This is a genomic window from Pseudomonas syringae (assembly GCF_000737245.1).
In the GTDB taxonomy this organism is placed as follows: Bacteria; Pseudomonadota; Gammaproteobacteria; order Pseudomonadales; family Pseudomonadaceae; genus Aquipseudomonas; species Aquipseudomonas syringae_J.
Genome location: NZ_JPQU01000025.1, coordinates 71408 through 96518, shown reverse-complemented (window position 1 = coordinate 96518; position 25111 = coordinate 71408). Strand labels below are relative to the sequence as shown.

19 protein-coding genes are annotated in these 25111 nt (G+C 58.6%); 5 read left to right on the top strand and 14 right to left on the bottom strand.

What is annotated here, in order from left to right; genetic code table 11:
• Nucleotides 1–132: 132 nt before the first annotated feature.
• The 6 genes from rlmF to IV01_RS16680 form a co-directional block, all read right to left on the bottom strand.
• On the bottom strand, nt 133–1149 hold the full coding sequence (rlmF, locus tag IV01_RS16655; RefSeq protein WP_032627563.1) for a 23S rRNA (adenine(1618)-N(6))-methyltransferase RlmF: 1017 nt from the start codon (nt 1147–1149) through the stop codon (nt 133–135).
• Between the two features lie 83 nt (nt 1150–1232).
• Nucleotides 1233–2144: an RHS repeat-associated core domain-containing protein gene (locus IV01_RS26210; RefSeq protein WP_080290257.1), complete on the bottom strand. Its 912-nt coding sequence runs from the start codon at nt 2142–2144 to the stop codon at nt 1233–1235.
• 350 nt (nt 2145–2494) lie between these two features.
• Nucleotides 2495–5341: a valine--tRNA ligase gene (locus tag IV01_RS16665; RefSeq protein WP_032627561.1), complete on the bottom strand. Its 2847-nt coding sequence runs from the start codon at nt 5339–5341 to the stop codon at nt 2495–2497.
• A gap of 247 nt (nt 5342–5588) precedes the next feature.
• Nucleotides 5589–6008 (bottom strand): hypothetical protein, encoded by a 420-nt coding sequence (locus IV01_RS16670; protein ID WP_032627560.1) that lies wholly within the window; start codon nt 6006–6008, stop codon nt 5589–5591.
• 8 nt (nt 6009–6016) lie between these two features.
• Nucleotides 6017–6445, bottom strand: a complete 429-nt coding sequence (locus IV01_RS16675) for a DNA polymerase III subunit chi (protein WP_032627558.1) — start codon at nt 6443–6445, stop codon at nt 6017–6019.
• Nucleotides 6446–6636: 191 nt separating this feature from the next.
• Nucleotides 6637–8127, bottom strand: a complete 1491-nt coding sequence (locus IV01_RS16680; RefSeq protein WP_032627556.1) for a leucyl aminopeptidase — start codon at nt 8125–8127, stop codon at nt 6637–6639.
• Nucleotides 8128–8459: 332 nt separating this feature from the next.
• Here IV01_RS16680 and lptF point away from each other — a divergent pair, with 332 nt between their 5' ends.
• Together lptF and lptG are read left to right on the top strand one after the other, a co-directional pair.
• On the top strand, nt 8460–9581 hold the full coding sequence (gene lptF, locus IV01_RS16685) for an LPS export ABC transporter permease LptF (RefSeq protein ID WP_032627555.1): 1122 nt from the start codon (nt 8460–8462) through the stop codon (nt 9579–9581).
• The gene (lptG, locus tag IV01_RS16690) at nt 9574–10635 is read left to right on the top strand and encodes an LPS export ABC transporter permease LptG (RefSeq protein ID WP_032627554.1); all 1062 of its coding nucleotides are present in this window, start codon (nt 9574–9576) and stop codon (nt 10633–10635) included. Before lptF ends, lptG begins: the two co-directional genes overlap by 8 nt.
• A gap of 963 nt (nt 10636–11598) precedes the next feature.
• Here the strand turns inward: lptG and IV01_RS16695 are convergent.
• The 6 genes from IV01_RS16695 to metR all read right to left on the bottom strand — a co-directional run bounded on the left by IV01_RS16695 (nt 11599) and on the right by metR (nt 18709).
• Complete coding sequence (locus IV01_RS16695) at nt 11599–12084, bottom strand: RDD family protein (protein ID WP_032627553.1); 486 nt, start codon at nt 12082–12084, stop codon at nt 11599–11601.
• Nucleotides 12085–12182: 98 nt separating this feature from the next.
• Nucleotides 12183–12395: a cold-shock protein gene (locus IV01_RS16700; RefSeq protein WP_003237709.1), complete on the bottom strand. Its 213-nt coding sequence runs from the start codon at nt 12393–12395 to the stop codon at nt 12183–12185.
• Nucleotides 12396–12785: 390 nt separating this feature from the next.
• Nucleotides 12786–13910 carry a glycine cleavage system aminomethyltransferase GcvT gene (gcvT, locus tag IV01_RS16705; protein WP_032627551.1) on the bottom strand — a complete coding sequence of 375 codons (1125 nt, stop codon included), beginning with the start codon at nt 13908–13910 and terminating at the stop codon, nt 12786–12788.
• A gap of 178 nt (nt 13911–14088) precedes the next feature.
• Complete coding sequence (gene gcvP / locus IV01_RS16710) at nt 14089–16953, bottom strand: aminomethyl-transferring glycine dehydrogenase (protein WP_032627549.1); 2865 nt, start codon at nt 16951–16953, stop codon at nt 14089–14091.
• A gap of 10 nt (nt 16954–16963) precedes the next feature.
• Nucleotides 16964–17347, bottom strand: a complete 384-nt coding sequence (gene gcvH, locus IV01_RS16715) for a glycine cleavage system protein GcvH (protein WP_032627548.1) — start codon at nt 17345–17347, stop codon at nt 16964–16966.
• 444 nt (nt 17348–17791) lie between these two features.
• Nucleotides 17792–18709: a transcriptional regulator MetR gene (metR, locus tag IV01_RS16720; RefSeq protein ID WP_032627576.1), complete on the bottom strand. Its 918-nt coding sequence runs from the start codon at nt 18707–18709 to the stop codon at nt 17792–17794.
• Between the two features lie 121 nt (nt 18710–18830).
• Here metR and metE point away from each other — a divergent pair, with 121 nt between their 5' ends.
• The 3 genes from metE (at nt 18831) to IV01_RS16735 (ending at nt 23067) form a co-directional block, all read left to right on the top strand.
• On the top strand, nt 18831–21140 hold the full coding sequence (metE, locus tag IV01_RS16725; protein WP_032627547.1) for a 5-methyltetrahydropteroyltriglutamate--homocysteine S-methyltransferase: 2310 nt from the start codon (nt 18831–18833) through the stop codon (nt 21138–21140).
• A 230-nt stretch (nt 21141–21370) separates the two neighbouring features.
• Nucleotides 21371–22363: an alpha/beta fold hydrolase gene (locus IV01_RS16730; protein ID WP_032627546.1), complete on the top strand. Its 993-nt coding sequence runs from the start codon at nt 21371–21373 to the stop codon at nt 22361–22363.
• Between the two features lie 56 nt (nt 22364–22419).
• Entirely contained in the window at nt 22420–23067 is a 648-nt protein-coding gene (locus IV01_RS16735; RefSeq protein ID WP_032627545.1) for a DsbA family oxidoreductase, read from the top strand.
• Nucleotides 23068–23201: 134 nt separating this feature from the next.
• On the opposite strand, the gene IV01_RS16740 is transcribed toward IV01_RS16735, so the two are convergent.
• A complete protein-coding gene (locus IV01_RS16740; protein WP_195758769.1) occupies nt 23202–23531 on the bottom strand; it encodes a GlpM family protein in 330 nt (109 codons plus the stop codon).
• Between the two features lie 142 nt (nt 23532–23673).
• Nucleotides 23674–25002 carry a sigma-54-dependent transcriptional regulator gene (locus IV01_RS16745; RefSeq protein ID WP_032627543.1) on the bottom strand — a complete coding sequence of 443 codons (1329 nt, stop codon included), beginning with the start codon at nt 25000–25002 and terminating at the stop codon, nt 23674–23676.
• Between the last annotated feature and the right edge of the window lie 109 nt (nt 25003–25111).

Here is a 25111-nt window from a genome sequence, read left to right as displayed (position 1 = left end):
TTCGCTTAGCTCCGTCCCGTTGGAGCGAGGCTTGCCCGCGAATCAGACGACTCGGTGCAATAGGCAAACCGCGTCATCGTTCTTCGCGGGCAAGCCACGCTCCAACAGGGTTCAGTGCCAGTTGTTTGAGATCTACACCCACCGCTCCTGCCGCCACGCCTCTTGCTTCGCCTTGTCATGAAAAGTCCAGGCCACAAAACGGCTTTGCTTCTGGCCCTGGCCCATTTCCACCACGCGGCTCTCAAAAACACCCACTTTCTTCAGGGTGCTCTGAATCAGCGGCAGGTTGCTCGCCTTGGATACCAGTGTGCTGAACCACAGCACCTGCCTTGCCGACTGGGTGCTTTCCTTGATCAGTTGGGTTACGAAGCCGATTTCGCCACCTTCGCACCACAATTCCTGGGACTGCCCACCGAAATTCAGCACCGGAAGCTTGCGCTTCGGGTCGGCCTTGCCCAATGCCCGCCATTTACGCTGGCTGCCGCGCTGTGCTTCTTCCAGGGAAGAGTGGAACGGCGGGTTGCACAGGCTGACGTCAAAACGCTCATCGCTGTTCAGCAAGTCCAGCAGGATCTGCTTACGGTTGCCTTGCTGACGCAGGATGATGGCTTTGTTCAGTTTGTTGGACTTGACGATTGCAGTGGCCGCGGCAATTGCAGTGGGGTCTATATCCGAGCCCAGAAACTGCCAGCCGTAGTCGCTATGGCCGATGAGCGGGTAAACGCAGTTGGCGCCGGTGCCGACGTCCAGCGCCTTGATCGCAGCCCCACGCGGGATCACGCCCTCATTGCCCTCAGCCAGCAGGTCGGCCAGAAAGTGCAGGTAATCGGCCCGGCCCGGAATCGGCGGGCACAAGTAATCCGCCGGAATGTCCCAATGCGCTATGCCGTAGAACGATTTCAGCAACGCCCGGTTGAACACCCGCACGGCAGAAGGGTTGGCGAAGTCGATGCTTTCCTTGCCATACGGATTGGTGATCAGAAACTGACCCAGCTCCGGGCTGCTTTTGATCAGCTTGGGAAAATCGTAATGGCCTTGGTGGCGATTGCGCGGGTGCAGGGTGGCTTTTTCCTTCGGCTCGGCTCCCGGCGCTTTGGTTTTCGTCGGGAGCTTTTTGCCAGGTGCGGCCGGTTGTTTCGGAATAGTCATGGTTGCGTCGGGTCAGCGTCGGGGCTTGAGTGGCGGGCATTGTCCCACAGCTGGCCCTTGGTGCGGGGGATTGCATTGGTGGGCTAACTGCTACGTATTGAACTCCGTCTGCGACTTAAACTGAGCTGATTTCCATATAAATTGATTGAGTTTGCCCAACCTGAGGAGCTATCTGATGAAATTGAAGCTGATCTAGACGGCGGGGGAGTCCGTCTTGCAGGGATGACCTCGTGGTATGAAGGTGGCGGAGTTTCTGGGCGAGGCAAGGATATACGGGATGGAGTGGGGCTTTGGCGAGGGGTCAATGATTGATACGGAGGTGGATAGTCGACAACAATTCGATTGGTATTTCTCATGGCATAGAAATCATCGGGGTGCATCATAAGTCCACGAGCAGTTGTAGTAGGTATTCCAGTCCCTCTACTAGGCCTCAACCGGCTATAAGCTGTTCTTCCAAACATAAATCCCGCACTAATAGCAACTAACCCAGCGCCCACGACCATCAGGATCTTTCCTGTATCGCTATTTCGCACGACCCTGCCTAAAATCGCGGTTAACCCTCCTACAGCCATGCTTACCAGAATGAGGCTTGAAGCCGGCTTGGAAACTATCGCCCGAAACAGCGCACTCAAAGCTAAATGCCCAGTGGGATCGGAATGATTGATCGGATCCCCCACGCAATAGGCATAAGCATTCAGCCCACCACCACCAAACGGGCTTAAGCTGTCAGGACTGTGGAAGCGCCTTAATACCGGGTTATAGGCTCGGTATCCATTACCCAGCAGATACCAACCGGTATCCGGTTCACGGAACTCACCGTTAAAGGCCATTGATGCGACGGGATTCAGTTCGGTCGACCGTTGGCCATAAGCGCTGTAGCGGACCTTGTTCAGATCATGGTTATCGAGTTCAGCCAGCACGGAGTTTTGGTGACTGGCGGCCAGCAGAACAGTGGTTTGGTCAGCACGCTGCCGGCCGGGTTTGGGCTTCTTCATCAGATGGCACCTCGTATCCTCTATCGCTTCAGGTATCAGGCGGCAGTCAATACAGGGGGCTGCGGGGATGAGAATACGCTCGGTGGGGGACTGGCAGTACTAGCAGAAATACTAGGTTTTTGGGTCTTTATGCGGGATGTTTGGGTTTGATCAGGGTACTCATAACCCATTCGATGCTGGAGAAACGCAGCCCCCCCCCGTAGGAGCGCGCTTGCCCGCGATGACGGTGTATCAGACACGGGCGTTCTGGATCAGAATCGGCAGCGTTAGATCAGGCCTCATCGCGGGCAAGCGCGCTCCTACAGGGGCATGGTAGCCAGCCTGAGTTACAGGCTGGCTTCTTGGTTCATTTACAAACTCGCAATCCGCGCATGCTGCTCGGCCAGTTTGCCCAGAGCCTGTTCGGCTTCGGCCATTTTGGCGCGTTCTTTGGCGATGACTTCTGGCGGGGCCTTGTCAACAAACGCGGCGTTGGACAGCTTGCCGCCGACCCGCTGCACTTCGCCTTGCAGACGCAGGATTTCCTTGTCCAGACGCGCCAGCTCGGCGTCTTTGTCGATCAGGCCGGCCATTGGCACCAGCACTTCCATCTCGCCCACCAGACCGGTAGCCGACAGCGGTGCTTCGGCGCCAGCTTCCAGCACGGTGATGGATTCCAGCTTGGCGAGCTTTTTCAGCAGGTAGTCGTTTTCCTGCAAGCGGCGCAGGTCTTCGGCGTTGACGTTCTTGAGGAACAACTGCAGCGGCTTGCCCGGACCGATGTTCATTTCGCCACGGATGTTACGGGTGGCGAGCATCAGGCCTTTGAGCCATTCGATGTCGTCTTCAGCGGCTTGATCAATGCGCGCTTCGTTGGCCACTGGCCAAGGTTGCAGCATGATGGTCTTGCCTTCGACACCGGCCAGCGGCGCGAGGCGCTGCCAGATTTCTTCGGTGATGAATGGCATGAACGGATGGGCCAGACGCAGCGCCACTTCCAGTACCCGAACCAGTGTGCGGCGAGTACCGCGCTGGCGCTCAACCGGAGCGGTTTCGTCCCACAGCACAGGCTTGGACAGTTCCAGGTACCAGTCGCAATACTGGTTCCAGATGAACTCGTACAAGGCTTGAGCGGCGAGGTCGAAGCGGAACTGATCCAGCTGGCGGGTCACTTCGGCTTCAGTGCGTTGCAGTTGCGAAATGATCCAGCGATCCGCCAGGGACAGCTCGACTTCTTCGCCGTTCTGGCCGCAGTCTTCGCCCTTGTCCAGGACGTAGCGCGCTGCGTTCCAGATCTTGTTGCAGAAGTTGCGATAGCCTTCGACGCGGCCCATGTCGAACTTGATGTCGCGACCGGTGGAGGCCAGCGAGCAGAAGGTGAAACGCAGGGCGTCGGTGCCGTAGCTGGCGATGCCGTCGGCGAACTCGTCGCGGGTCTGCTTTTCAATCTTCTTGGCCAGTTTCGGCTGCATCATGCCGGAGGTGCGTTTCTGCACCAGATCTTCCAGCTCGATACCGTCGATGATGTCCAGCGGGTCCAGGACGTTGCCTTTGGACTTGGACATCTTCTGACCCTGACCGTCGCGGACCAGACCATGCACGTAAACGGTCTTGAACGGTACTTGCGGGGTGCCGTCTTCGTTCTTCACCAAATGCATGGTGAGCATGATCATCCGGGCAACCCAGAAGAAAATGATGTCGAAGCCGGTGACCAGCACGTCGGTGGAGTGGAAGGTTTCCAGCGCCTTGGTCTTTTCCGGCCAGCCGAGGGTGGAGAAAGTCCACAGGCCCGAGCTGAACCAAGTGTCGAGAACGTCGTTGTCCTGTTGTAGCGCAACTTCAGGACCGAGGTTGTTCTTGGCGCGGACTTCGGATTCGTCGCGACCGACATACACCTTGCCGGACTCGTCGTACCACGCCGGGATGCGGTGGCCCCACCAGAGCTGACGGCTGATGCACCAGTCCTGGATGTCGCGCATCCACGAGAAGTACATGTTTTCGTATTGCTTGGGCACGAAGGCGATGCGGCCATCTTCCACTGCGGCAATGGCCGGTTCTGCCAACGGCTTGGTGGACACATACCACTGGTCGGTCAGCCATGGCTCGATGATGGTGCCGGAGCGGTCGCCTTTCGGGACTTTCAGGGCGTGATCATCAACGCTGACCAGCAGACCGGCGGCGTCGAAGGCAGCAACGATCTGCTTGCGGGCTTCGAAGCGATCCAGGCCTGCATATTGCGCAGGCAGGGTGCCGTCAACGGTTTCGTTCAGGGTGCCGTCCAGGTTGAACACCTGAGCAGTGGCCAGTACGTGGGCATTTTTGTCGAAAATGTTCAGCAGCGGCAGGTTGTGGCGCTTGCCGACTTCATAGTCGTTGAAATCGTGGGCCGGGGTGATCTTCACGCAGCCGGTGCCGAATTCAGGGTCGCAATAATCGTCTGCGATGATAGGGATGCGACGGCCAACCAGTGGCAGCTCGACGAACTTGCCGATCAGCGCCTTGTAACGCTCGTCTTCCGGGTTAACAGCGACGGCGGCATCACCGAGCATGGTTTCCGGGCGCGTAGTAGCAACGATCAGGTAATCCAGGCCGTCAGCGGTTTTTGCGCCGTCAGCCAGTGGATAACGCAGGTTCCACAGGAAGCCTTTTTCGTCGTGGTTTTCCACTTCGAGGTCGGAGATGGCCGTGTGCAGTTTGGTGTCCCAGTTGACCAGACGCTTGCCGCGATAGATCAGCCCGTCTTCATGCAAACGCACAAAGGCTTCTTTAACGGCTTCCGACAGCCCGTCGTCCATGGTGAAGCGCTCGCGGCTCCAGTCTACGGACGAGCCAAGGCGACGGATCTGACGGCTGATATTGCCGCCGGACTGATCCTTCCATTCCCAGATCTTTTCCAGAAACTTGTCGCGGCCAAGGTCATGACGGTTCAGGCCCTGCGCTTCGATCTGACGTTCTACCAGCATCTGCGTAGCGATACCGGCGTGATCGGTGCCCGGCTGCCACAGGGTGTTGCGACCCTGCATGCGGCGGAAACGGATCAAGGCGTCCATGATCGCGTTATTGAAACCGTGCCCCATGTGCAGGCTGCCGGTGACGTTTGGCGGCGGGATCATGATGGTGTACGAGTCACCCGAACCTTGCGGCGCGAAGTAATTCTCGGATTCCCAGGTCTGATACCAGGAAGTTTCAATAGCGTGCGGCTGGTAGGTCTTGTCCATGCGCGGCGGGAACCTATTGCTGTAATTCAGGAAAGCCGACAAGTATAGCGAGGATGAGCGGCTGGGCGTAGAGCGGGGCGATGATGGGCTGTTAAATTTGGAAAGCAATTTTCTGACAACGCTTTCGCGCAACAAGCGCGGTCTCTGTGGGAGCGGTGCTTGCCCGCGATACAGGCGATGCGTGACATCAGGCAAACCACGTCATCGTTCATCGCGGGCAAGCACCGCTCCCACAGGGATGAAAGCGTTAATTCTGATACTGACTGAGCAACCGCTCCAACCTTGCCTCAAGCCGACGCTTGATCTCGGTTTCGATGTGCGGAGCGAAGTCATCGATCACGTCTTGCATGATCAACTGGGCGGCGTCGCGCAGCTCAGTGTCCAGATGCAGCAGCGTGTCTTCTTTCGAAACCGCTTGCTGTGGTGCAGGTGCAGGCGCGGCTGCTACCGCTGGTTCCGGCGTCAGGGTCGGGATATCGGCCTCATCGCCACCGAAATCCAGTTCCTCAGCCAGCGCCGGTTTTGCGCCCACCACATCGAACAGTAGAGGGATCTGACCCTCTCCATTGCCTGGCGTGGGCGGGGAGTCGTCGCCGAGCAGCTGGCGGATAGACTCAAGGTCATCCAGCAGGTTGGCGGAGTTTTTCAGGGAGTTTGAATTATCCATCGGGGTGCTCAAAGACGCTGTAGTCGGTGATCCTGCAGAGGATAGCCCTGTTCACGATAGAAGCGAAAACTCTCTCGTGCGGCCAGTCGTATCGCGGAATCTTCCACAACGATTTCCGCCACGCGGGCGAAACGTTTGAAAAAATCGGGGATGCGCAGGTCAAGGTTGACCAGCAGATCCTGATGTTGTCCCGGGTCTTCACCCAGGCCCAGTACGACAGGTGCAACCTGGTCCTCTTCGGCATCGCCGTGAGGGATAAAGGTCTCACCCTTGAAGCGCCACAGTCGGGCATCGAGGTCTTCACGCTGCGCAGCATCGCTGCAATGCAGGTAGATCCGATGGCCCATGCGCCAGGCCTTCTCCGTGAGCTTGCAGGCGAAGTCCAGGCGTGCCGACGGATCGGCGCTGGGGAGAATGTAGAAGTCGACTTGTGTCATGTAGGTTCCAGGTCGCGGGGCGCTTTTCGCGTATCAAACTCATGGTTTGAAACGCTTACCCTGTAGGAGCGAGCTTGCTCGCGATAGCGTCAGGTCAAGCGATAACTTATCGACAGAAAAAACCGAATCGCGAGCAAGCTCGCTCCTCCAGGGTTTGCGTTTGCCATGCGGCAGCGAACGCCCCGGTGTCCTTACGCGCCAGCGCGGTCGAGCAGGTATTGGGTCAACAGTGGAACCGGACGGCCAGTGGCGCCTTTTTCCTTGCCGCCGCTCAGCCAGGCGGTCCCGGCGATGTCCAGGTGCGCCCACTCGTAGGTTTTGGTGAAGCGCGACAGGAAGCACGCAGCGGTGATGGTGCCGCCTTTAGGGCCACCGATGTTGGCGATGTCGGCGAACGGGCTGTCCAGTTGCTCCTGATATTCGTCGAACAACGGAAGCTGCCAGGCGCGGTCGTCAGCGAACTTGCCCGCATCCAGCAGTTGATTGATCAGCGCATCGTTATTGCCCAGCAGGCCGGAGGTGTGACCACCCAAGGCTACGACGCAAGCGCCGGTCAGGGTTGCGATGTCGATCACCGCCTGTGGCTTGAAACGTTCGGCATAGGTAAGGGCATCGCACAGCACCAGACGGCCTTCGGCGTCGGTGTTGAGGATTTCCACAGTCTGGCCGCTCATGGTGGTGACGATGTCGCCCGGGCGAGTCGCGGTGCCGCTTGGCATGTTCTCGGCTGCGGCGATGACGCACACCAAATTGATCGGCAATTGCAGCTCCAGCACCGCGCGCAGGGTGCCAAACACGCTTGCAGCGCCGCACATGTCGAACTTCATCTCGTCCATGCCCGCGGCCGGCTTGATGCTGATGCCGCCGGTATCAAAAGTGATGCCTTTGCCAACCAGTACGAAAGGCTTCTCGCTTTTCTTGCCGCCAGAGTAGTTCATGACAATCAGGCGCGGCGGCTGGGCGCTGCCTTGAGCCACGGCGAGGAACGAACCCATGCCCAATTCGGCGAGTTTTTTCTCGTCGTGCACTTCAACCTTGAGGTTCTTGTGCGCTTTGCCCAACGCCTTGGCCTGTTCGCCCAGATAAACAGGGTGGCAGACGTTCGGTGGCATGTTGCCCAGATCGCGGGTCAGTGCCATGCCGGTGGCGATAGCCTGTGCGTGGGTCGCGGCGCGTTCCACGTCGGCGACGCTGATTTTGTCGGTCAGCAGGGTGACCTTTTTCAGCGCGCGGGCTTCGGCTTTTTGCGACTTGAAGCGATCAAAGACGTATTCGCCATCGGCCAGGGTCTCAACCAGCAGGCGAGCTTTGCCGTAGGTATCGCGGTTCTTGACTGCAACCTGATCCAGAGCGATGGCAGCATCGGTGCCGCCCAGGCCCTTGAGCGTCGACAGTACGCCGCTGATGATTTTCTTGAACTGGCGGTCGGTCAGTTCGGCTTCTTTACCGGTGCCGACCAACAGCACGCGTTCGGCTTTGAGGTTTGGCAGGTTGTGCAGCAGCAGGCTCTGGCCAACCTTGCCAACCAGATCACCGCGTTTGAGCACGGCGGCAATGGCACCACCACTCAGAGCGTCTACGCTCTTGGCAGCATCGCTGAGCACGCGGCCTTCGCCTACGGCAACCACCAGCGTGGCGGTCTTCAAGGTTTCTGGGCTTACGCTTTTAACAACCAATTCCATGTCCGGGTCCCCGAATAAACGATGAGCTATCGCGAAATGAATGACGTGCGCGACAGGCAGCAGCGGTTGCGCATGCACCTGTCAGCGACAAGGCCCGCAGTTTGACCCCCGCACAGGACCCCTGACAACCCCGTAAAACATACCGATACGGCACTGTGTAGGACGGCTACGTATGAACTATCCCGAGTGCGCAGTGACAGAGCACCTGATTCACAGGATAATGCCGCATATTTTTTGGCGGGTTCACGGCTCAACGTGTTGAATCTGCCGTCACCACTGATACCTTTTTTCTTGTCTGGCTGCCTGAGCCCGGCGACCCTGGAGTGTCTGGTTTGATCGTCTTCCGTTATCTGTCCCGAGAAGTGCTGGTTACCTTGAGCGCTGTCAGCGCTGTCTTGCTGGTAATTATCATGAGCGGACGCTTCATCAAGTACCTGGCGCAAGCGGCGTCGGGCGCACTGGATCCAGGCGTACTGTTCCTGATCATGGGCTTTCGCATGCCCGGTTTCCTGCAACTGATCCTGCCACTGGGTTTGTTCCTCGGCATTCTGCTGGCCTACGGGCGTTTGTACCTGGAAAGCGAAATGACCGTGCTGTCCGCCACAGGCATGAGCCAGCAGCGTTTGCTGGCCATGACCATGGTGCCGGCCGCACTGGTCGCTTTGCTGGTGGCGTGGTTGAGCTTCAGCCTCGCGCCTCAGGGGGCCACGCAGTTCTCGCTGCTGATCAACAAACAGGACGCCATGACCGAGTTTGATACCCTGGTGCCCGGTCGCTTCCAGACCCTGCGCGATGGCAGCCGGGTTACCTACACCAAGGAGCTCTCGGATGATCGTTCGAAGCTGGGCGGTGTATTCATTTCGGAAAAACGCATCTCTGCTGACAAATCCAAGGATCGCGGCATCACCGTGCTGGTCGCTGAAAAAGGCCACCAGGAAGTGAAACCCGACGGCAGTCGCTTTCTGGTTCTGGAAAACGGCTATCGCTACGACGGCAATCCGGGTGAGGCCAACTACCGCGCCATCAAGTACGACACTTACGGTGCGCTGCTGCCCAAACCGGACATCAGCAATGAAGTGACTGACCGCGAGGCTATTCCGACCCTCGACCTGTTTGGCAGCGACATTCCCCGCAACCAGGCCGAGCTGCACTGGCGTATCTCGCTGCCGATCCTGGTCTTCATCGTGACCCTGATGGCCGTGCCGCTGGCGCGGGTCAATCCGCGTCAGGGTCGCTACCTGAAATTACTGCCAGCCATTCTGCTGTACATGGCTTATCTGACCATCCTGATTGCTGCCCGTGGCGCCCTTGAAAAAGGCAAGTTGCCGATGGCGCTGGGCTTGTGGTGGGTGCACGCGATCTTCCTGTTGATTGGCCTGGGCTTGCTGTACTGGGAGCCGTTGCGCTTGAAAATGGCGAGTCGCCGCGCTGTGTCGGAGGTGACCCATGGTTAAGCTCGATCGCTACATTGGCAAAAGCGTATTCATCGCGATCCTGGCCGTCCTGGGGATTATTCTGGGACTGGCATCGCTGTTTGCCTTCATCGATGAAATGGGCGATGTCAGTGATTCCTACACCCTGTTGGACGCCGGCAGCTTCGTTGCCCTGACCGCGCCGCGCCGGCTCTATGAAATGCTGCCGATGGCAGCACTGATCGGCTGCCTGATCGGCCTCGGCAGCCTGGCCAGCAGCAGCGAACTGACCATCATGCGTGCGGCCGGTGTGTCCATTGGGCGCATCGTCTGGGCGGTCATGAAGCCAATGCTGGTGCTGATGATCTTTGGCGTGCTGGTAGGTGAATACGTTGCGCCTGCCGCCGAGAATCAGGCCCAGGCCAATCGTTCGCTGGCACAAGGCAGTGGCGACGCGCAGAGCGCACGTCACGGCATGTGGCACCGTCAGGGTGACGAGTTCATCCACATCAACGCCGTGCAACCCAGCGGCGTGTTGTACGGTGTGACCCGTTACCGCTTCGATGACGAGCGGCACATGCTCAGCGCCAGCTTCAGCAAGCAGGCCACATTCAAAACCGATTACTGGGAATTAAAGGACATCACCACCACCTTCTTCCGTGACGGCAGCACCGAAGTGATCAAGACCGCTGAGGAGCGCTGGGACGTAGCGCTCAGCCCGCAACTGCTGAGCACCGTCATCATGCCGCCTGATTCGTTGTCCATCACCGGCTTGTGGCAATACGCGCATTACCTGGCTGATCAGGGCCTGAGCAACGGCCGTTACTGGCTGGCATTCTGGACCAAAGTCCTGCAGCCACTGGTGACCGTGGCGCTGGTGCTGATGGCGATCTCTTTCATCTTTGGTCCGCTGCGTTCGGTGACTTTGGGTCAGCGGGTCTTCACCGGCGTGCTGGTGGGCTTCACGTTCCGCATTGCGCAGGACCTGCTGGGGCCTTCAAGTCTGGTGTTCGGCTTCTCGCCGCTGTTCGCGGTGCTGGTGCCGGCCGCGGTCTGTGCGTTGGCGGGGATACTGCTGTTGCGCAGGGCTGGGTAAGAGTTTTGTAGTTGTGAAAAAGCCGACGTTTAGTCGGCTTTTTTGTGGGTGTTGACCTTTGATTTTGGGGTGCCCTTATGGTGGCTACACATCTTTTTCAGTACATATCCATTGCTGCGGTAGCGGCGGCTTATGGTTGCGCTTTTACAGCGCCTCACTTTTGAAAAGCCGGAATGCCGGCCCAGTCAAAAGTAAGCAAAACGCTCTTGCCCCACCACTCGGTCCCTCGCTGGTGCTCGGCATGCCCGTAATCCGACATTGAGGCGTGGTGCCGCCGCCAACGGCCATCCATGGCCTAGGGCGGCTAAACCGGCATCCCTGCCGGTTTACCCCACGCCTCAACATCGAATTCCGGCCAGCGTGGTTTAACGGGGCGCCCAAGATCAAAAGCCAAATCAAAAGCGAACGAGGCGGCCTGAAAACCGACCTGTTTGGGTGAACTTACCGCGCGATGTTTGTTGTTTGGGGTCATTCGCGAATGAATTCGCTCCCACGGGTTTGAGTGCGCCTCGGACCTGTGGGAGCAAGCTTGCTTGCGAAGGCTGTATTCCAGGCGATAAATAACTATCGGATGTAATTGCCTCTTCGCGAGCAAGGTGGAGCGCCACCCCGGTCGCTCCCACAGAAGATCACCGAACCCGTGGGAGCGAATTCATTCGCGAATGCAATGATGCAGACGATGAAAGTAGCGAGGCAGGCTCGCACAAGAAAGCAGGTCGGCTTTCAGGCCGCCTCGCGCGCTTTTGATTTTGATCCAGGGCGCCCCGTTAAACCACGCGGGCGGGTACCCCGAGCCTAGGCGAGGAGCCGAGTGGTGGGGCAAGAGCGCTTTGGTTAGTTTTGACTGGGCCAGCATTCTGGCTTTTCGAAAGTGACCCGCCGTAAGGGCGGAACCGTAATTTCAACTCGCTGCGATAACGGATATGTACTCAGAATTCTGTGCAGCGAAATTCAGGGTTGTAGCTACCTCTGCTTCGGCACCCTAACCAACTGACTATTGGAATACATGTCATGCCAGCTGCGTTTGTGCTTGTCGAACAACGCCCAGACAAAGCCCAGCCCAAGACACAGCCAGGAAGCAATGGACACCATGAAGCGCAGCAGCGCCTGCATCAGGGATATTCCGCTGCCGTCGGCGTTCTGCACCCGTATGCCCCAGACCTGCATACCCAGAGTTTGCCCCGAGTGGGTCCAGAACTTGGCGAAGAAACCGAAGAGCACCATGAACAGAATCGCCGACAACAATGGATCGCCATCCAGCGAGCCCGATTCTGACAAGACCTTGAGCCTGGCCTCGCCGATGAATGCCATCATCACCAGCTTGTAGATAAAGGCCGTCACCAGCAGCAGCGCGAAGCACAACAGAGCGTCATAACAGATGGCCGCCAGGCGGCGACCCAAGCCTGCTGCCGGATAGTCACCTTGCGGACGAAGCATGTGTCTGGACATCGCGTGGCTCTCGTGGCGAAAAAGAACCCATTTTACGGAATCGCGCCCATAAAAAAGCCCCTGATATCAATATCAGGGGCTTTTCCTGTTCCAAAGGCTCAGCCTTCAGCTTGAACTTCGTCAGCCTGCATGCCTTTCTGGCCCTGCACTGCAACGAAGGTCACTTTCTGACCTTCTTTAAGGCTCTTGAAGCCGTTGCCTTGAATAGCGCGGAAGTGCACAAACAAGTCCGGACCGCTTTCTGGAGTGATAAAACCAAAACCCTTCTCGTCGTTAAACCACTTGACGGTACCGCTCTGACGTGTAGACATTTTCTTATTCCCTGGAACTTGAATTGATGACAGCCTCTTCCTCATGAAAGAGCGCTGGGCTGGTTGCAGGAAACAGGAACGTAGAGCGGGTTGTAGCAACAACTTGAGCTACCGACCAGGTCCAGATTCAGCGACCCATGCAAACGCAGTCAGGAAACTCTACGCTAACTCTTGTTACAAAAACAACCCCCGCGCGAGGCCCGTCCACAGGCCGTTTGGCAGGCTTTTAGAAATTTTACTACTGCTGAATAATCGATAGTTTTTAACTTTCAGCTGCACTGTTCAAGTGCGCCGCTTTGGCACTTTTGCCGTTGTTTAGTGCGGATCGGCGCAGGCGATAGATGCGGCCGAACAGTGCATATACCGGCCGCATTTTTTTGACGCTGGTTATTAGCCGCGGAAGTAACGTTGCGCTACAAAAGGCATTTTTGTCACGCGCATCGGTACTTTCTTGCCGCGCACTATTGCCCACACAGGTGTGTCAAGAGCAGTGAAGGCGCTGTCCACATAACCCATTGCCAACGGGCCGCCCAGACTTGGACCGAAGCCGCCACTGCACACGGTGCCAATGGATTTGCCGTCAGCGTCGACGATATCGGTGCCTTCGCGTACCGGGGTGCGTTCCTGTGGCAGCAAACCGATGCGTTTACGGGCCGGAGCCGCTTGTTGTTGAGCAAAAATCTGCTCCGCCCCGGGGAAGCCGCCAGCTCGCGTGCCATCCGCGCGACGAACTTTCGAGATCGCCCACAGCAGACTGGCTTCAATCGGCGTGGTGTCGGTGTTCATGTCGTGGCCATACAGGCACAGACCGGCTTCCAGGCGCAGAGAATCCCGAGCACCAAGGCCAATGGGGGCAACTTCTGGCTCAGCCAGGAGGCGACGCGCCAGGGCTTCAGCCTGATCGGCCGGGACGGAAATTTCGTAGCCGTCTTCACCGGTGTAGCCGGAGCGGCTGACATAGCAGTCCACACCCATCAGCTGGACGCTGGCGAACTGCATGAAGGTCATCTTGGCGACTTCTGGCGCCAGGCGTGCCAGCACGGTTACCGCTTGCGGGCCTTGCAGGGCGAGCAGGGCGCGCTCTTCGAACAGGGGCTGGATTTCACAGTGACCACTCACATGCTTTTGCAGGTGGGCTAGGTCTTCGTTCTTGCAGGCGGCGTTGACCACCAGCATCAGTTGATCGTTACCGAGATTGGCGACCATCAGGTCATCGAGGATGCCGCCGGTTTCATTGGTAAACATGGCGTAGCGCTGCATGCCCACTGGCAGGTCGATGATATCCACAGGCACCAGGGCTTCCAGCGCCTTGGCCGCATCGGCACCGGTCAGACGGATCTGGCCCATGTGCGATACATCAAAGAGCCCGGCTTTCTCACGGGTGTGCAGGTGTTCCTTCATCACGCCAGCGGGATATTGCACCGGCATGTCATAGCCTGCGAAAGGCACCATCTTGGCGCCGAGCTCGCGATGCAGGGCGTGGAGCGGGGTGGTGAGCAGTTGTTCGGTGGTCATGATCGATTCCTTGAAATAGATGGCGCTGGTGCCCAAGACGTGGGACCGGCCGGGCGGCGTTCCGCTTTAGCCGGGAAGGCTGCATTCCTGACACACCATAGGTGCAGGATGTACTTGCCTCTTCCCGGCTAAAACGGAACGCCGCCCGGCCGGTCCCACGACGGATCCTGTTAAGGGATCACGCCTCTTGATAGCTCTCGATGGACGGGCAGGCACAGATCAGGTTGCGGTCGCCGAACACGTTATCTACGCGTCCAACCGGTGGCCAGTATTTGCCGTCGATCAAGGACTCCACCGGGTACACCGCTTGTTCGCGGCTGTAGGGATGGCTCCACTCCCCGACGATTTCCGCTGCAGTGTGCGGAGCGTTTTTCAGCGGGTTGTCCTCCTTGTCCAGCAAGCCGCTTTCCACTGCGCGGATTTCTTCGCGGATCTTGATCATTGCGTCGCAGAAGCGGTCCAGCTCTTCCTTGGATTCGCTCTCGGTCGGCTCGATCATCAAGGTGCCAGCCACCGGGAACGACATCGTTGGCGCATGGAAGCCGAAGTCTATGAGGCGTTTGGCGACGTCATCGACGCTGATGCCGCTGGTTTCTTTCAGTGGGCGCAGGTCGAGGATGCATTCGTGGGCAACCAGACCGCTGCTGCCGGTGTAGAGCACTGGGTAGTGTTCTTCCAGGCGGCGGGAGATGTAGTTGGCGTTGAGAATCGCCAGTTGCGAAGCACGCTTGAGGCCTTCGCCGCCCATCATGCTGATGTACATCCAGGTGATTGGCAGAATGCTGGCGCTGCCGAACGGCGCTGCGCAGACCGCGCCTTCTTTGCGTTCCATGTTCGCGTGACCCGGCAGGAACGGGGTCAGGTGTGACTTGACGCCAATCGGGCCAACGCCCGGGCCGCCACCACCGTGGGGGATGCAGAAGGTCTTGTGCAGATTCAAGTGCGAGACGTCGCCGCCGAACTTGCCCGGTGCGCACAGGCCCACCATGGCGTTCATGTTGGCGCCGTCAATGTAAACCTGGCCGCCGTTGTCGTGAACGATGGCGCAGATTTCGCGGATGCCTTCTTCGAACACGCCGTGGGTCGACGGGTAAGTGATCATCAGTGCAGCTAGGTGATCGCGATGCTCGATGGCCTTCGCGCGCAGGTCTTCGATATCAACGTTGCCCCGTGCGTCGCAAGCAGTGACCACAACGCGCATGCCAGCCATGTTGGCAGTGGCCGGGTTGGTGCCGTGAGCGGATGACGGAATCAGGCAGATGTCGCGGCGCTCATCGCCACGGCTTTGGTGATAGGCACGGATTGCCAGCAGACCTGCGTATTCGCCCTGAGAACCGGCGTTCGGTTGCAGGGAGATCGAGTCATAACCGGTGGCCGCGCAGAGCATCGCTTCCAGTTCGTCGGTCAGTTGTTGGTAGCCGGCGCTTTGTTCAGCTGGGGCGAACGGGTGCAGATTGCCGAATTCAGCCCAGGTCACTGGGATCATTTCGCTGGCAGCGTTGAGCTTCATGGTGCACGAGCCCAGAGGAATCATGGTGCGGTCCAGCGCCAGGTCCTTGTCGGCCAGTTTGCGCAGGTAGCGCATCAGCTCGGTTTCCGAGTGATAACGGTTGAACACAGGGTGGCTGAGAATTGCCGACTCACGCAGCAGCGCTTGCGGCAGTCGCGCTTCAACGCTTTGTGCCAGTGCGGCGAAGTCCGGCAGATTCTGCCCTTCACCGGCGAAGATGGTCCACAGGGTTTCAATCGACGCTTGCGAGGTGGTCTCGTCGAACGACAGCCCCAGACGCTCACTGTCGATTTCACGCAGGTTGATCTGCTGGGCGCGTGCTTTGGCGTGCAGGGTTGCGGTATCGGCGCCAGTCTTGAGGGACAGGCTGTCGAAGAAGAATTCCTGCTCGACGTTCAGGCCCAGTTGGCTCAAGCCCTTGGCGAAAATCGCGGTCAGTTGGTGCACGCGGTTGGCGATCTGCGTCAGGCCACGTGGACCGTGATAGACGGCGTACATGCTGGCGATGTTGGCCAGCAGGACTTGCGCGGTGCAGATGTTGCTGGTGGCTTTCTCGCGACGGATATGTTGTTCGCGGGTCTGCATGGCCAGACGCAGGGCCTGTTTGCCATGACGGTCAACCGAGACACCGACCAGGCGGCCTGGCATGTCGCGCTTGAACGCATCTTTAGTGGAGAAGTAGGCCGCGTGCGGGCCACCGAAACCCAGTGGCACGCCGAAACGCTGAGCGCTGCCGATCGCCACGTCTGCGCCAAATTCGCCCGGCGGAGTCAGCAGGGTCAGGGCCAGCAAGTCAGCGGCCACGGCAACCAGTGCGTTGGCGGCGTGGAAGCGCTCGACCAGTTCACGGTAGTCGAACAGGTCGCCATTGCTGGCCGGATATTGCAGCAGAGCGCCGAAGAACGGGCTGACATCAGTCAGTTGTGATTCGTCAGCCACGACCACGGTGATGCCCAAAGGCTCGGCACGGGTGCGCAATACGTCGAGGGTTTGCGGGTGGCAGTGGCTGGAGGCGAAGAACTGGTGGCTGCTCTTGTTCTTGCTCAGGCGTTTGCAGAAGGTCATCGCTTCGGCAGCGGCGGTGGCTTCGTCCAGCAGCGAGGCATTGGCGATCGGCAGGCCGGTCAGGTCGCTGATCAGAGTCTGGAAATTCAGCAGGGATTCCAGACGGCCCTGGGAAATTTCTGGTTGGTAAGGCGTGTAAGCGGTGTACCAGGCCGGGTTTTCCAGCAGGTTGCGCAGGATCGGTGCAGGCGTGTGGGTGCCGTAGTAACCCTGGCCAATGTAAGTCTTGAACAGCTGGTTTTTGCCTGCGATGGCTTTGATCGAGGCCAGCGCATCGGCTTCGCTCAGACCCGGTTCCATGCCCAGCACGCTGGTGCCTTTGATGCTTTCCGGGATGACACTGGCGCTCAGCGCTTCCAGGGAGTCGAAGCCCAGCGTGGCGAGCATGGCCTGTTCGTCAGCGGCGCGGGGGCCGATGTGGCGGGCGATGAATTCGTTGGCGGTGCTCAGTTCGATACGGTCAGTCATGGTCGGCTCCTCAGGCTTCGGCGTTGGCTTTGATCAGGCGGTCGTAAGCGTCTTGATCAAGCAGGCCATCGATAGCGCTGGCGTCTTGGGGAATGAAGCGAAAGAACCAGCCCGCGCCCAGGGCGTCTTCGTTGACCAGTTCAGGCGTTGCGTCGAGGGCCTGGTTGACTTCAACCACTTCACCATCGAGGGGCATATTGATGCTGCTGGCGGCTTTTACCGACTCCACCACCGAGGCTTCGGCGTGCTGAGCGTAGGTCTGCAGCTCAGGCAGTTGCACGTAAACCACATCACCCAGGGATTCTTGGGCGTAAGGCGTGATGCCTACGGTGACACTGCCATCGGCTTCGGCACGCAGCCATTCGTGATCGACAGTGAATCGCAACTCGCTCATAAATACTCCTAAGGTGACTTACCGCTCGCAGCAGGCGCGGGCATTGATGACAATCACTTAGCAAATATGCGGCCAATAATTCTTTTTCTATATAAATCAATGGCTTGAGAGTTTATAGAAGGACGGTTTTGCATTGATCTGTAGCGAAATCGATACAGCTTGTATCGCGTTACAAATTCTCGATGGATCAAAGCCTTGGCGGCCGTGGATATGCGTATGTCGTAGTGAAATCGTTACGGTGTATTGAAATCACTACGGTCCTGGCGTTGAGTCGTAATCCCACAGAAACCACTGATGACGTGGGACCGGCTTTAGCCGGGAAGAGGCCAGTACATTCAGCACATCATTATCGTCAAAAATGCCGCCTTCCCGGCTAAAGCCGGTCCCACGTCGGCTTGCGGGCAAACATAGAATCTCCCACAAGGTCCGGCGCCACCCGCCTAATCACCTCACCGCACTCACCCCATCCAGCGTCGAGAACGAGGTGTCCTTGGCGGTCAGCAGGAAGTCGCGCATGTAGGGCGCGTCGAGCATGTCGGCGCGAACTCCGGCATAGAGTGTAGCGAACAATCCTTTTTCGCCCAGGCGTTTGCCCTTCACGTAGCCACGCGAGCTGTACTCATGCAGCGCCCAGTGAGGCATGCCGCACACGCCACGGCCGCTGGCGACCAATTGCATCATCATCACGGTCAGTTCTGAAGTCCGCACCTGAGCGGGTTCGATGTCGGCGGGTTCCAGAAAGCGGGTGAAGATATCCAGCCGGTCACGTTCGACTGGATAAGTGATGAGGGTTTCCTTGAGCAGGTCCTCGGGCACGATGTAGGGCTTGGTGGCCAGTGGATGCTGGTTGGCAACCGCCAGCATCGCCTCGTAAGTGAACAGCGGCACGTAAGTAATGCCCACCAGTTCCAGAGGATCGGACGTCACCACCAGATCCAGATCGCCACGGGCCAGAGCGGGCAGGGGGGCGAAGGCAAAGCCCGAGGCCAGATCCAGCTCGACTTCCGGCCAGGCATCGCGGAACTGGTCGATGGTCGGCATCAGCCACTGGAAGCAGCTGTGACACTCGATAGCCATGTGCAACCGCCCCGCGGTGCCGCCCGCCAGGCGAGCGATGTCACGTTCTGCGCCGCGCAACTGCGGTAATACCGAATCAGCCAACTGCAGCAGACGCAGCCCGGCGCTGGTGAAGCGTACCGGCTTGGTCTTGCGCACGAATAGCTGCATGCCCATGCGCTCTTCCAGCTCCTTGAACTGATGGGACAGCGCCGACTGAGTCAGATGCAGGCGCTCGGCCGCCTCCACCAGGCTGTCGGCCTCACGCAGGGCGTGCAGGGTTTTCAAGTGGCGTATCTCAAGCATTTCGTCTCGCAGCCCTATCAGCGCTTCATGAATGGATTTTGTGATCAACAAGAAAACAATGAGTTTGTCTCATGTTGCTCCGGCTGTCGACAATGGCGCCATCTTTTAAAGGGGACGCATCATGGCCTTGGCCCACAATCTTGGTTTTCCACGCATCGGCGCGGATCGTGAATTGAAAAAAGCTTTGGAAGCTTATTGGAAAGGCGACCTGGATCAGGACGGCTTGCAGGCTGTTGGCCGCGAGCTGCGCGCCACCCATTGGCAGCTGCAAAAAGAGGCGGGTATTGACTTACTGCCCGTGGGCGATTTTGCCTGGTACGACCAGGTGTTGAGCCATTCACTGATGCTCGGCGTGATCCCTGAGCGCTTTGCCGGCACTCGCAATGCCCGTGGCCTGCCGACGCTGGAGACTTTGTTCGCCATGGCCCGGGGCGCAGACAGTTGCTGTGGTCATGCTCATGGCAAAGAACAATACGCTCAGGAACTGACCAAGTGGTTTGATACCAACTACCACTATCTGGTGCCGGAGTTTACTCAGGATCAGCGCTTCCAATTGAGTTGGGAGCAACTGTTCGAAGAAGTGGACGAAGCGCGGGCGCTGGGCCACAAGGTCAAACCGGTGTTGATCGGTCCCCTGACTTTCCTGTGGCTGGGGAAAACCAAGGGCGATGACTTCGACAAACTCGATCTGCTGGATCGTCTGCTGCCGTTGTATGGGGAAATTCTCGGTCGTCTTGCGGGGCAGGGCGTGGAATGGGTGCAGATCGACGAACCGATCCTGGGCCTGGATCTACCGCAAGACTGGAAAAACGGCTTCGAGCGTACTTACCACAGCCTGCAATATTCGCCGCTGAAAAAACTGGTCGCGACTTACTTCTCGGGTCTGGAGGACAACCTCGGGCTGGCAGTTTCCCTGCCGGTGGACGGTCTGCACATCGATCTGGTGCGTGCGCCGGAGCAGCTGGCGTTGGTGCTGGATCGTTTGCCGACTTACAAGGTGCTGTCGCTGGGCGTCGTCAACGGGCGTAACGTCTGGCGCTGCGATCTGGAGCAGGCGTTGGGTCAGTTGCGTGAAGCGCAGCAGCGTTTTGGCGACAACTTGTGGGTGGCCGGATCCTGTTCCTTGCTGCACAGTCCGGTGGATCTGGGCCGTGAAGACCAGCTGGATGCGGAGTTGAAAAGCTGGCTGGCGTTTGCGGTTCAGAAATGTGCGGAAATTTCGTTGCTCAGTACCGCTCTCAATGAGCCCGGCAGCGCTGTGGTGCAGGGTGAATTGAGCGCCAGCCGTGCTGTGCAGCTCAGTCGCCAGCAATCGACGCGCATTCATCAGCCAGCCGTTCAGGCGCGTCTGGCGGCCATCACGGCGCAGGACAGCCAGCGCCAGTCGGCGTTCGCGCAGCGCATCGAACAGCAGCGTTTGCGCCTGAATTTACCAGCGTTTCCGACCACCACGATCGGCTCATTCCCACAGACCGCGTCGATTCGTCTGGCGCGTCAGGCTTTCAAACAGGGCAAATTGACGGCCAATGATTATCACGACGCCATGCGCCACGAAATCCGCCATGCGGTGCAGGTCCAGGAACAGTTGGGGCTCGACGTACTGGTGCATGGCGAGGCCGAACGTAATGACATGGTCGAGTACTTTGCCGAGCAACTGGACGGTTATGCGTTTACCCGTTTTGGCTGGGTGCAGAGCTACGGTTCGCGCTGTGTGAAACCGGCCGTGATTTTCGGTGACCTGAGCCGTCCACAGGCGATGACTGTGGACTGGATCAGCTACGCCCAAAGCCTCACCGACAAGCCTATGAAGGGCATGCTGACCGGACCGGTGACCATGCTGATGTGGTCATTCCCCCGGGAAGACATTTCCCGCAAGGCGCAAGCGCAACAATTGGCCCTGGCGATTCGCGATGAGGTGGTGGATCTGGAGCAGGCCGGGATCAAAATCGTGCAGATCGACGAAGCGGCATTCCGGGAAGGCCTGCCTTTGCGTCGCTCGCAATGGCAGGAATATCTGGACTGGGCGGTGGAAGCGTTCCGGCTGTGCGCCTCGGGTGTGCGGGATGAAACGCAGATCCACACCCACATGTGCTACAGCGAATTCAACGAGGTGATCGAGTCCATCGCGGCCATGGACGCTGATGTGATCACTATTGAAACCTCGCGTTCGGATATGGAGTTGCTGGAAGCCTTCAAGGCGTTCGATTATCCGAACGACATCGGCCCCGGTGTCTACGACATCCATTCCCCGCGGGTGCCGGCCACTGAAGAGATGGTCCGCCTGATGAGCAAAGCGGTGCAGCAGGTCCCCGCTGAGCGCCTGTGGGTCAACCCCGATTGCGGCCTGAAAACCCGCGCCTGGCCGGAAACCGAGGCCGCGCTGGTGAATATGGTGGCGGCGGCTCGAACCCTGCGTAGCCGTCTCGACTGACGCGGACCTGTGGGAGCAAGCTTGCTTGCGAAGGCGATAATTAAGCCTCCGAAGAATGTGCTGAATGTACTGGCCTCTTCGCGAGCAAGCTCGCTCCCACGGATGTGTTTTTTCCAAAAGAATGACCATTCAGCCACCTTCATCAAACTGTCACGCAAGTGTGGCAGCGCGCTTGGCAAAACATCATCACACTCGCTGCCTACTGGGGATTTGTTTGTTGGTGTTTTTTCATGCGTGTTTTTCTCTTCCTGGCCGCGCTTTTGTGCGGCTTGCCGTCTTTTGCGGCCTCTCGATGTGACGTCAATGTTCCGGTGCAGACAGCCGAGTTGCAAAACGTGCGCCTGACCTATCAAAGCATTGGCGACGAATCCGACCCTGCCTTGCTACTGGTCATGGGCCTGGGGGGGCAGTTGATCGACTGGCCGGATGAAGTCGTGGCCGCGTTGTGCCAGCAAGGTTATCGGATCATCCGCTATGACAACCGCGACGTTGGCCTGTCGACCTGGAATACCCCGCCTGCCAACGCCAACCTCACCTATGAAGTGCTGCGCTACAAGCTTGGGCTGGAGGTTTCGGCGCCGTATTCATTGACCGACATGGCGGATGACGCCCTGGGTTTAATGGATGCGTTGCATGTCCGGCAATTCCACGTGCTGGGAGCCAGCATGGGCGGCATGATTGCTCAGCATCTGGCCGACATCGCCCCGCGACGGATCGAAAGCCTGACGCTGATCATGACCAGCTCCGGCGCCCAGGGTTTGCCCATGCCGAGCTCGGCGTTGATGCAGTTGCTCGCTGAGCGCGGGGCGCCGGATCGAGCCGCAGCTCTTGAACAGCAGGCCGATTTGCTTGCTGCTCTGGGTAGCCCGGACATAAAAGACGACCGCGCCCTGTTACTGCAACAGGCGGCGGCATCCTATGACCGGGCCTTCAATCCTGAAGGCGTCAAGCGCCAGATTCTGGCGATTCTGGCCGAGCCCAGCCGGGTGGAATTGCTCAATCGCCTGCGGCTGCCGGTGTTGGTGGTGCATGGCACGGCTGATCCGCTGTTGCCGGTGATGCATGGTGTGCATGTGGCCGCTCATATCCAGGGCAGCCAGCTGCGCTTGATTCCCGGTCTGGCTCATCGTTTTCAGGAGGCCTTCAAGGCGCCGCTCCTTGGCGTGGTTTTACCGTACCTAAAAGCGCAGCATGAAGACGGGCGGCATATGGCGCAGCTTTGAACATGCAGGTGCGATAGGCGTATCGTGGTGGCTTTCTTTATTTGAGTGAGCCTGCCATGAGCACACCCCTGAAAATCGATTTTGTCTCCGACGTTTCCTGCCCCTGGTGCGTCGTGGGTTTACGCGCCCTTAACGAAGCGCTGGCCGAATTGGGCGATGAAGTTCAGGCACGGATCCACTTCCAGCCCTTCGAGCTGAACCCGAATATGCCTGCCGAAGGTCAGGACCTGAACGAACACATTTTCGAGAAGTACGGCTCAACGCCAGAGCAATTTGCGGCCAATCGAGAGAATATCCGCCAGCGCGGCGCCGAATTGGGCTTCACCTTTTCCCAGGGCGACCGGCGTATCTACAACACCTTCGACGCCCATCGGTTGCTGCACTGGGCCGAACTTGAAGGCAAACAGCAGGCGCTTAAAGAAGCTTTATTTGCGGCTTATTTTACTGACCATGCCGATCCTTCCAGCCATCGGGTACTGGCGGATGTGGCGCAGAAAGTCGGCCTCGATCGCATGCGCGCCGAGTCGATTCTGAACAGCGACGAATACGCCGCTCAGGTGCGTGAGCAAGAGCAATTGTGGGTCTCGCGTGGCGTCAGTTCGGTGCCGACCATTGTCTTCAACGACCAATATGCGGTGTCGGGCGGCCAGCCGGTTGAAGTGTTTGTGGGAGCGATTCGGCAGATATTGGCTGAAGACAAGTAACCGAAGATTTCGGGTATACCCCCTGTGGGAGCGGTGCTTGCCCGCGATACGACCACCGCAGATATCAGGTCTATCGCGTCCAGCCTTATCGCGGGCAAGCACCGCTCCCACAGATTGGAGTTCCGGGCCAGGCTTCAGCCGTGGAATCTGACCCAAACCGTCACCAACAATGTCGCAGCCACCAGCCAGGCGACGGCCGCGAGCGCCAGGGAAACCTCAAGGCGCCAGCGATCGACCAGCAGATACAGCGCCCCCAGATAAACGAAGTACGGAATGATCGACCACATGCCGAAGAGGATGGTGGTCTTCAGGTCGTCCAGCGAACGGCCTTTGCCGACGATGTAATGGGCGATCAGGGCAAAGGTCGGAAACAGCGGCACCAGCCCGGCGATGTAATAGTTTTTGGTCTTGGCCAGGGCGGCAAGAATGACCACAACAGCAGCGCCCAGCAGGGCTTTAAACACCAGATCCACAAAACACCCTTCTAAACTTGAAATGCGAATGAACTGTAGGAGCGAGCTTGCTCGAGATGGCGTTCCGTCAGTCACTAGATGAGTGTCTGATAAAACGTATCGCGAGCAAGCTCGCTCCTACAAGGGGGAGACCTCAGCCAAGGCCATACTTTTTGACCTTATCGAACAACGTCGTCTTGGCCATGCCCAGTTCCTGGCTAGCCTGGCTGAGGTTGCCGCCGCTGCGCTGCAAGGCTTCGCTGAGCAGGTTTTTCTCGAAGGCTTCGACGGCTTCGGCAAAGCCCAGGCTCTGGTTTTCTTCAAGGTTGGCGCTGGGCTTCTTGAACGCGGGCAAGCCCAGTGCGAAGCGCTCGGCAACGTTGCGCAGTTCACGCACGTTGCCGGGCCAGTCGTGGCTCATCAGGCTGGACAGGGTTTGCCGGTCCAATTGCGGCGCTTCCCGATCAAAACGCAGGGACGACAGCTGCAGGAAGTGTTCGAACAATTGCAGAATGTCTTCCCGCCGTTCCCGCAGCGGCGGCAGTTCCAGAGTGACCACGTTCAAGCGGTAATACAGGTCACTGCGAAACTGCCCGGCTTTACTCTGCTCGTCCAGATCGGATTTGGTCGCCGCAATCACCCGGCAATCCACCTCCACGCTTTGATTGGAGCCCAGGCGCTCAAGGGTGCGCTCCTGCAATACCCGCAGCAATTTGATCTGCAGACTGAGGGGCATGCTTTCCACTTCATCGAGGAACAGCGTGCCGTTGTGGGCGTGTTCGATCTTGCCGATACGGCGTTTGCCGGCACCGGTAAAGGCGTTGGATTCGTGGCCGAAAATCTCGGTTTCAAACAGGCTTTCCGGCAGCCCGCCACAGTTGAGCGCTACGAACTGCTGGGCGTGGCGACGGCTGAAATCGTGCAGGCAACGGGCGACCAATTCCTTGCCGGTGCCGGTTTCGCCTTCAATCAACACGTTGGCCGAGGTATCGGCAACGTTGGCGATCAAGGCGCGCAGGTTTTGCATGGCCGGCGAGCGGCCGATGATCTTGCCTTCCAGCGAGTTGCGCTCGGCCAGTTGCTTGCGCAGCGACCAGACTTCCCGGGCCAGGCCCCGCTGTTCAAGGGCGCGGCGGGCGACTTCAACCAGACGTTCCGGGGAGAAGGGTTTCTCCATGAAGTCATAGGCACCATCACGCATGGCACTCACCGCCATGGAAATATCGCCGTGGCCCGTGATCAGTACCACGGGCAGGCTGGCGTCACGGGCTTTCAGGCGGGTCAGCAACTCCAGGCCGTCGATGCCGGGCAGGCGGATATCGCTGATCACGATGCCGGCAAAATTATCGCCAATTCGCGCCAGTGCTTCTTCGGCACTGCCAACGCCTTCGCTGGGAATGTCCTCCAGCGCCAGAGCCTGCTGGCAACCGAGCAAGACATGGGGGTCGTCTTCGACGATGAGTACGGTCAGGTCAGTGGTCATTTGAAGGTCTCATCGGACGCCATCAGTTTTTGAATTGAAATACGCCCCTGTGGGAGCGGTGCTTGCCCGCGATAAGGCTGGACGCGATTCACGTCGGATCGCGTTGAAC

What these genes read in the sequence shown, in the direction of transcription:
- lptG (WP_032627554.1), top strand. Translation starts at nt 9,574, where the DNA reads ATGGTTAAGCTCGATCGCTACATTGGCAAAAGCGTATTCATCGCGATC.
- gcvP (WP_032627549.1), bottom strand. Translation starts at nt 16,953, where the DNA reads ATGACTGACCGTATCGAACTGAGCACCGCCAACGAATTCATCGCCCGC.
- metR (WP_032627576.1), bottom strand. Translation starts at nt 18,709, where the DNA reads ATGCTTGAGATACGCCACTTGAAAACCCTGCACGCCCTGCGTGAGGCC.
- IV01_RS16675 (WP_032627558.1), bottom strand. Translation starts at nt 6,445, where the DNA reads ATGACACAAGTCGACTTCTACATTCTCCCCAGCGCCGATCCGTCGGCA.
- IV01_RS16680 (WP_032627556.1), bottom strand. Translation starts at nt 8,127, where the DNA reads ATGGAATTGGTTGTTAAAAGCGTAAGCCCAGAAACCTTGAAGACCGCC.
- IV01_RS16745 (WP_032627543.1), bottom strand. Translation starts at nt 25,002, where the DNA reads ATGACCACTGACCTGACCGTACTCATCGTCGAAGACGACCCCCATGTC.
- IV01_RS16700 (WP_003237709.1), bottom strand. Translation starts at nt 12,395, where the DNA reads ATGTCTACACGTCAGAGCGGTACCGTCAAGTGGTTTAACGACGAGAAG.
- metE (WP_032627547.1), top strand. Translation starts at nt 18,831, where the DNA reads ATGGCCTTGGCCCACAATCTTGGTTTTCCACGCATCGGCGCGGATCGT.
- gcvT (WP_032627551.1), bottom strand. Translation starts at nt 13,910, where the DNA reads ATGACCACCGAACAACTGCTCACCACCCCGCTCCACGCCCTGCATCGC.
- IV01_RS16665 (WP_032627561.1), bottom strand. Translation starts at nt 5,341, where the DNA reads ATGGACAAGACCTACCAGCCGCACGCTATTGAAACTTCCTGGTATCAG.
- IV01_RS26210 (WP_080290257.1), bottom strand. Translation starts at nt 2,144, where the DNA reads ATGAAGAAGCCCAAACCCGGCCGGCAGCGTGCTGACCAAACCACTGTT.
- IV01_RS16730 (WP_032627546.1), top strand. Translation starts at nt 21,371, where the DNA reads ATGCGTGTTTTTCTCTTCCTGGCCGCGCTTTTGTGCGGCTTGCCGTCT.
- IV01_RS16670 (WP_032627560.1), bottom strand. Translation starts at nt 6,008, where the DNA reads ATGGATAATTCAAACTCCCTGAAAAACTCCGCCAACCTGCTGGATGAC.
- IV01_RS16735 (WP_032627545.1), top strand. Translation starts at nt 22,420, where the DNA reads ATGAGCACACCCCTGAAAATCGATTTTGTCTCCGACGTTTCCTGCCCC.
- rlmF (WP_032627563.1), bottom strand. Translation starts at nt 1,149, where the DNA reads ATGACTATTCCGAAACAACCGGCCGCACCTGGCAAAAAGCTCCCGACG.
- IV01_RS16695 (WP_032627553.1), bottom strand. Translation starts at nt 12,084, where the DNA reads ATGTCCAGACACATGCTTCGTCCGCAAGGTGACTATCCGGCAGCAGGC.
- gcvH (WP_032627548.1), bottom strand. Translation starts at nt 17,347, where the DNA reads ATGAGCGAGTTGCGATTCACTGTCGATCACGAATGGCTGCGTGCCGAA.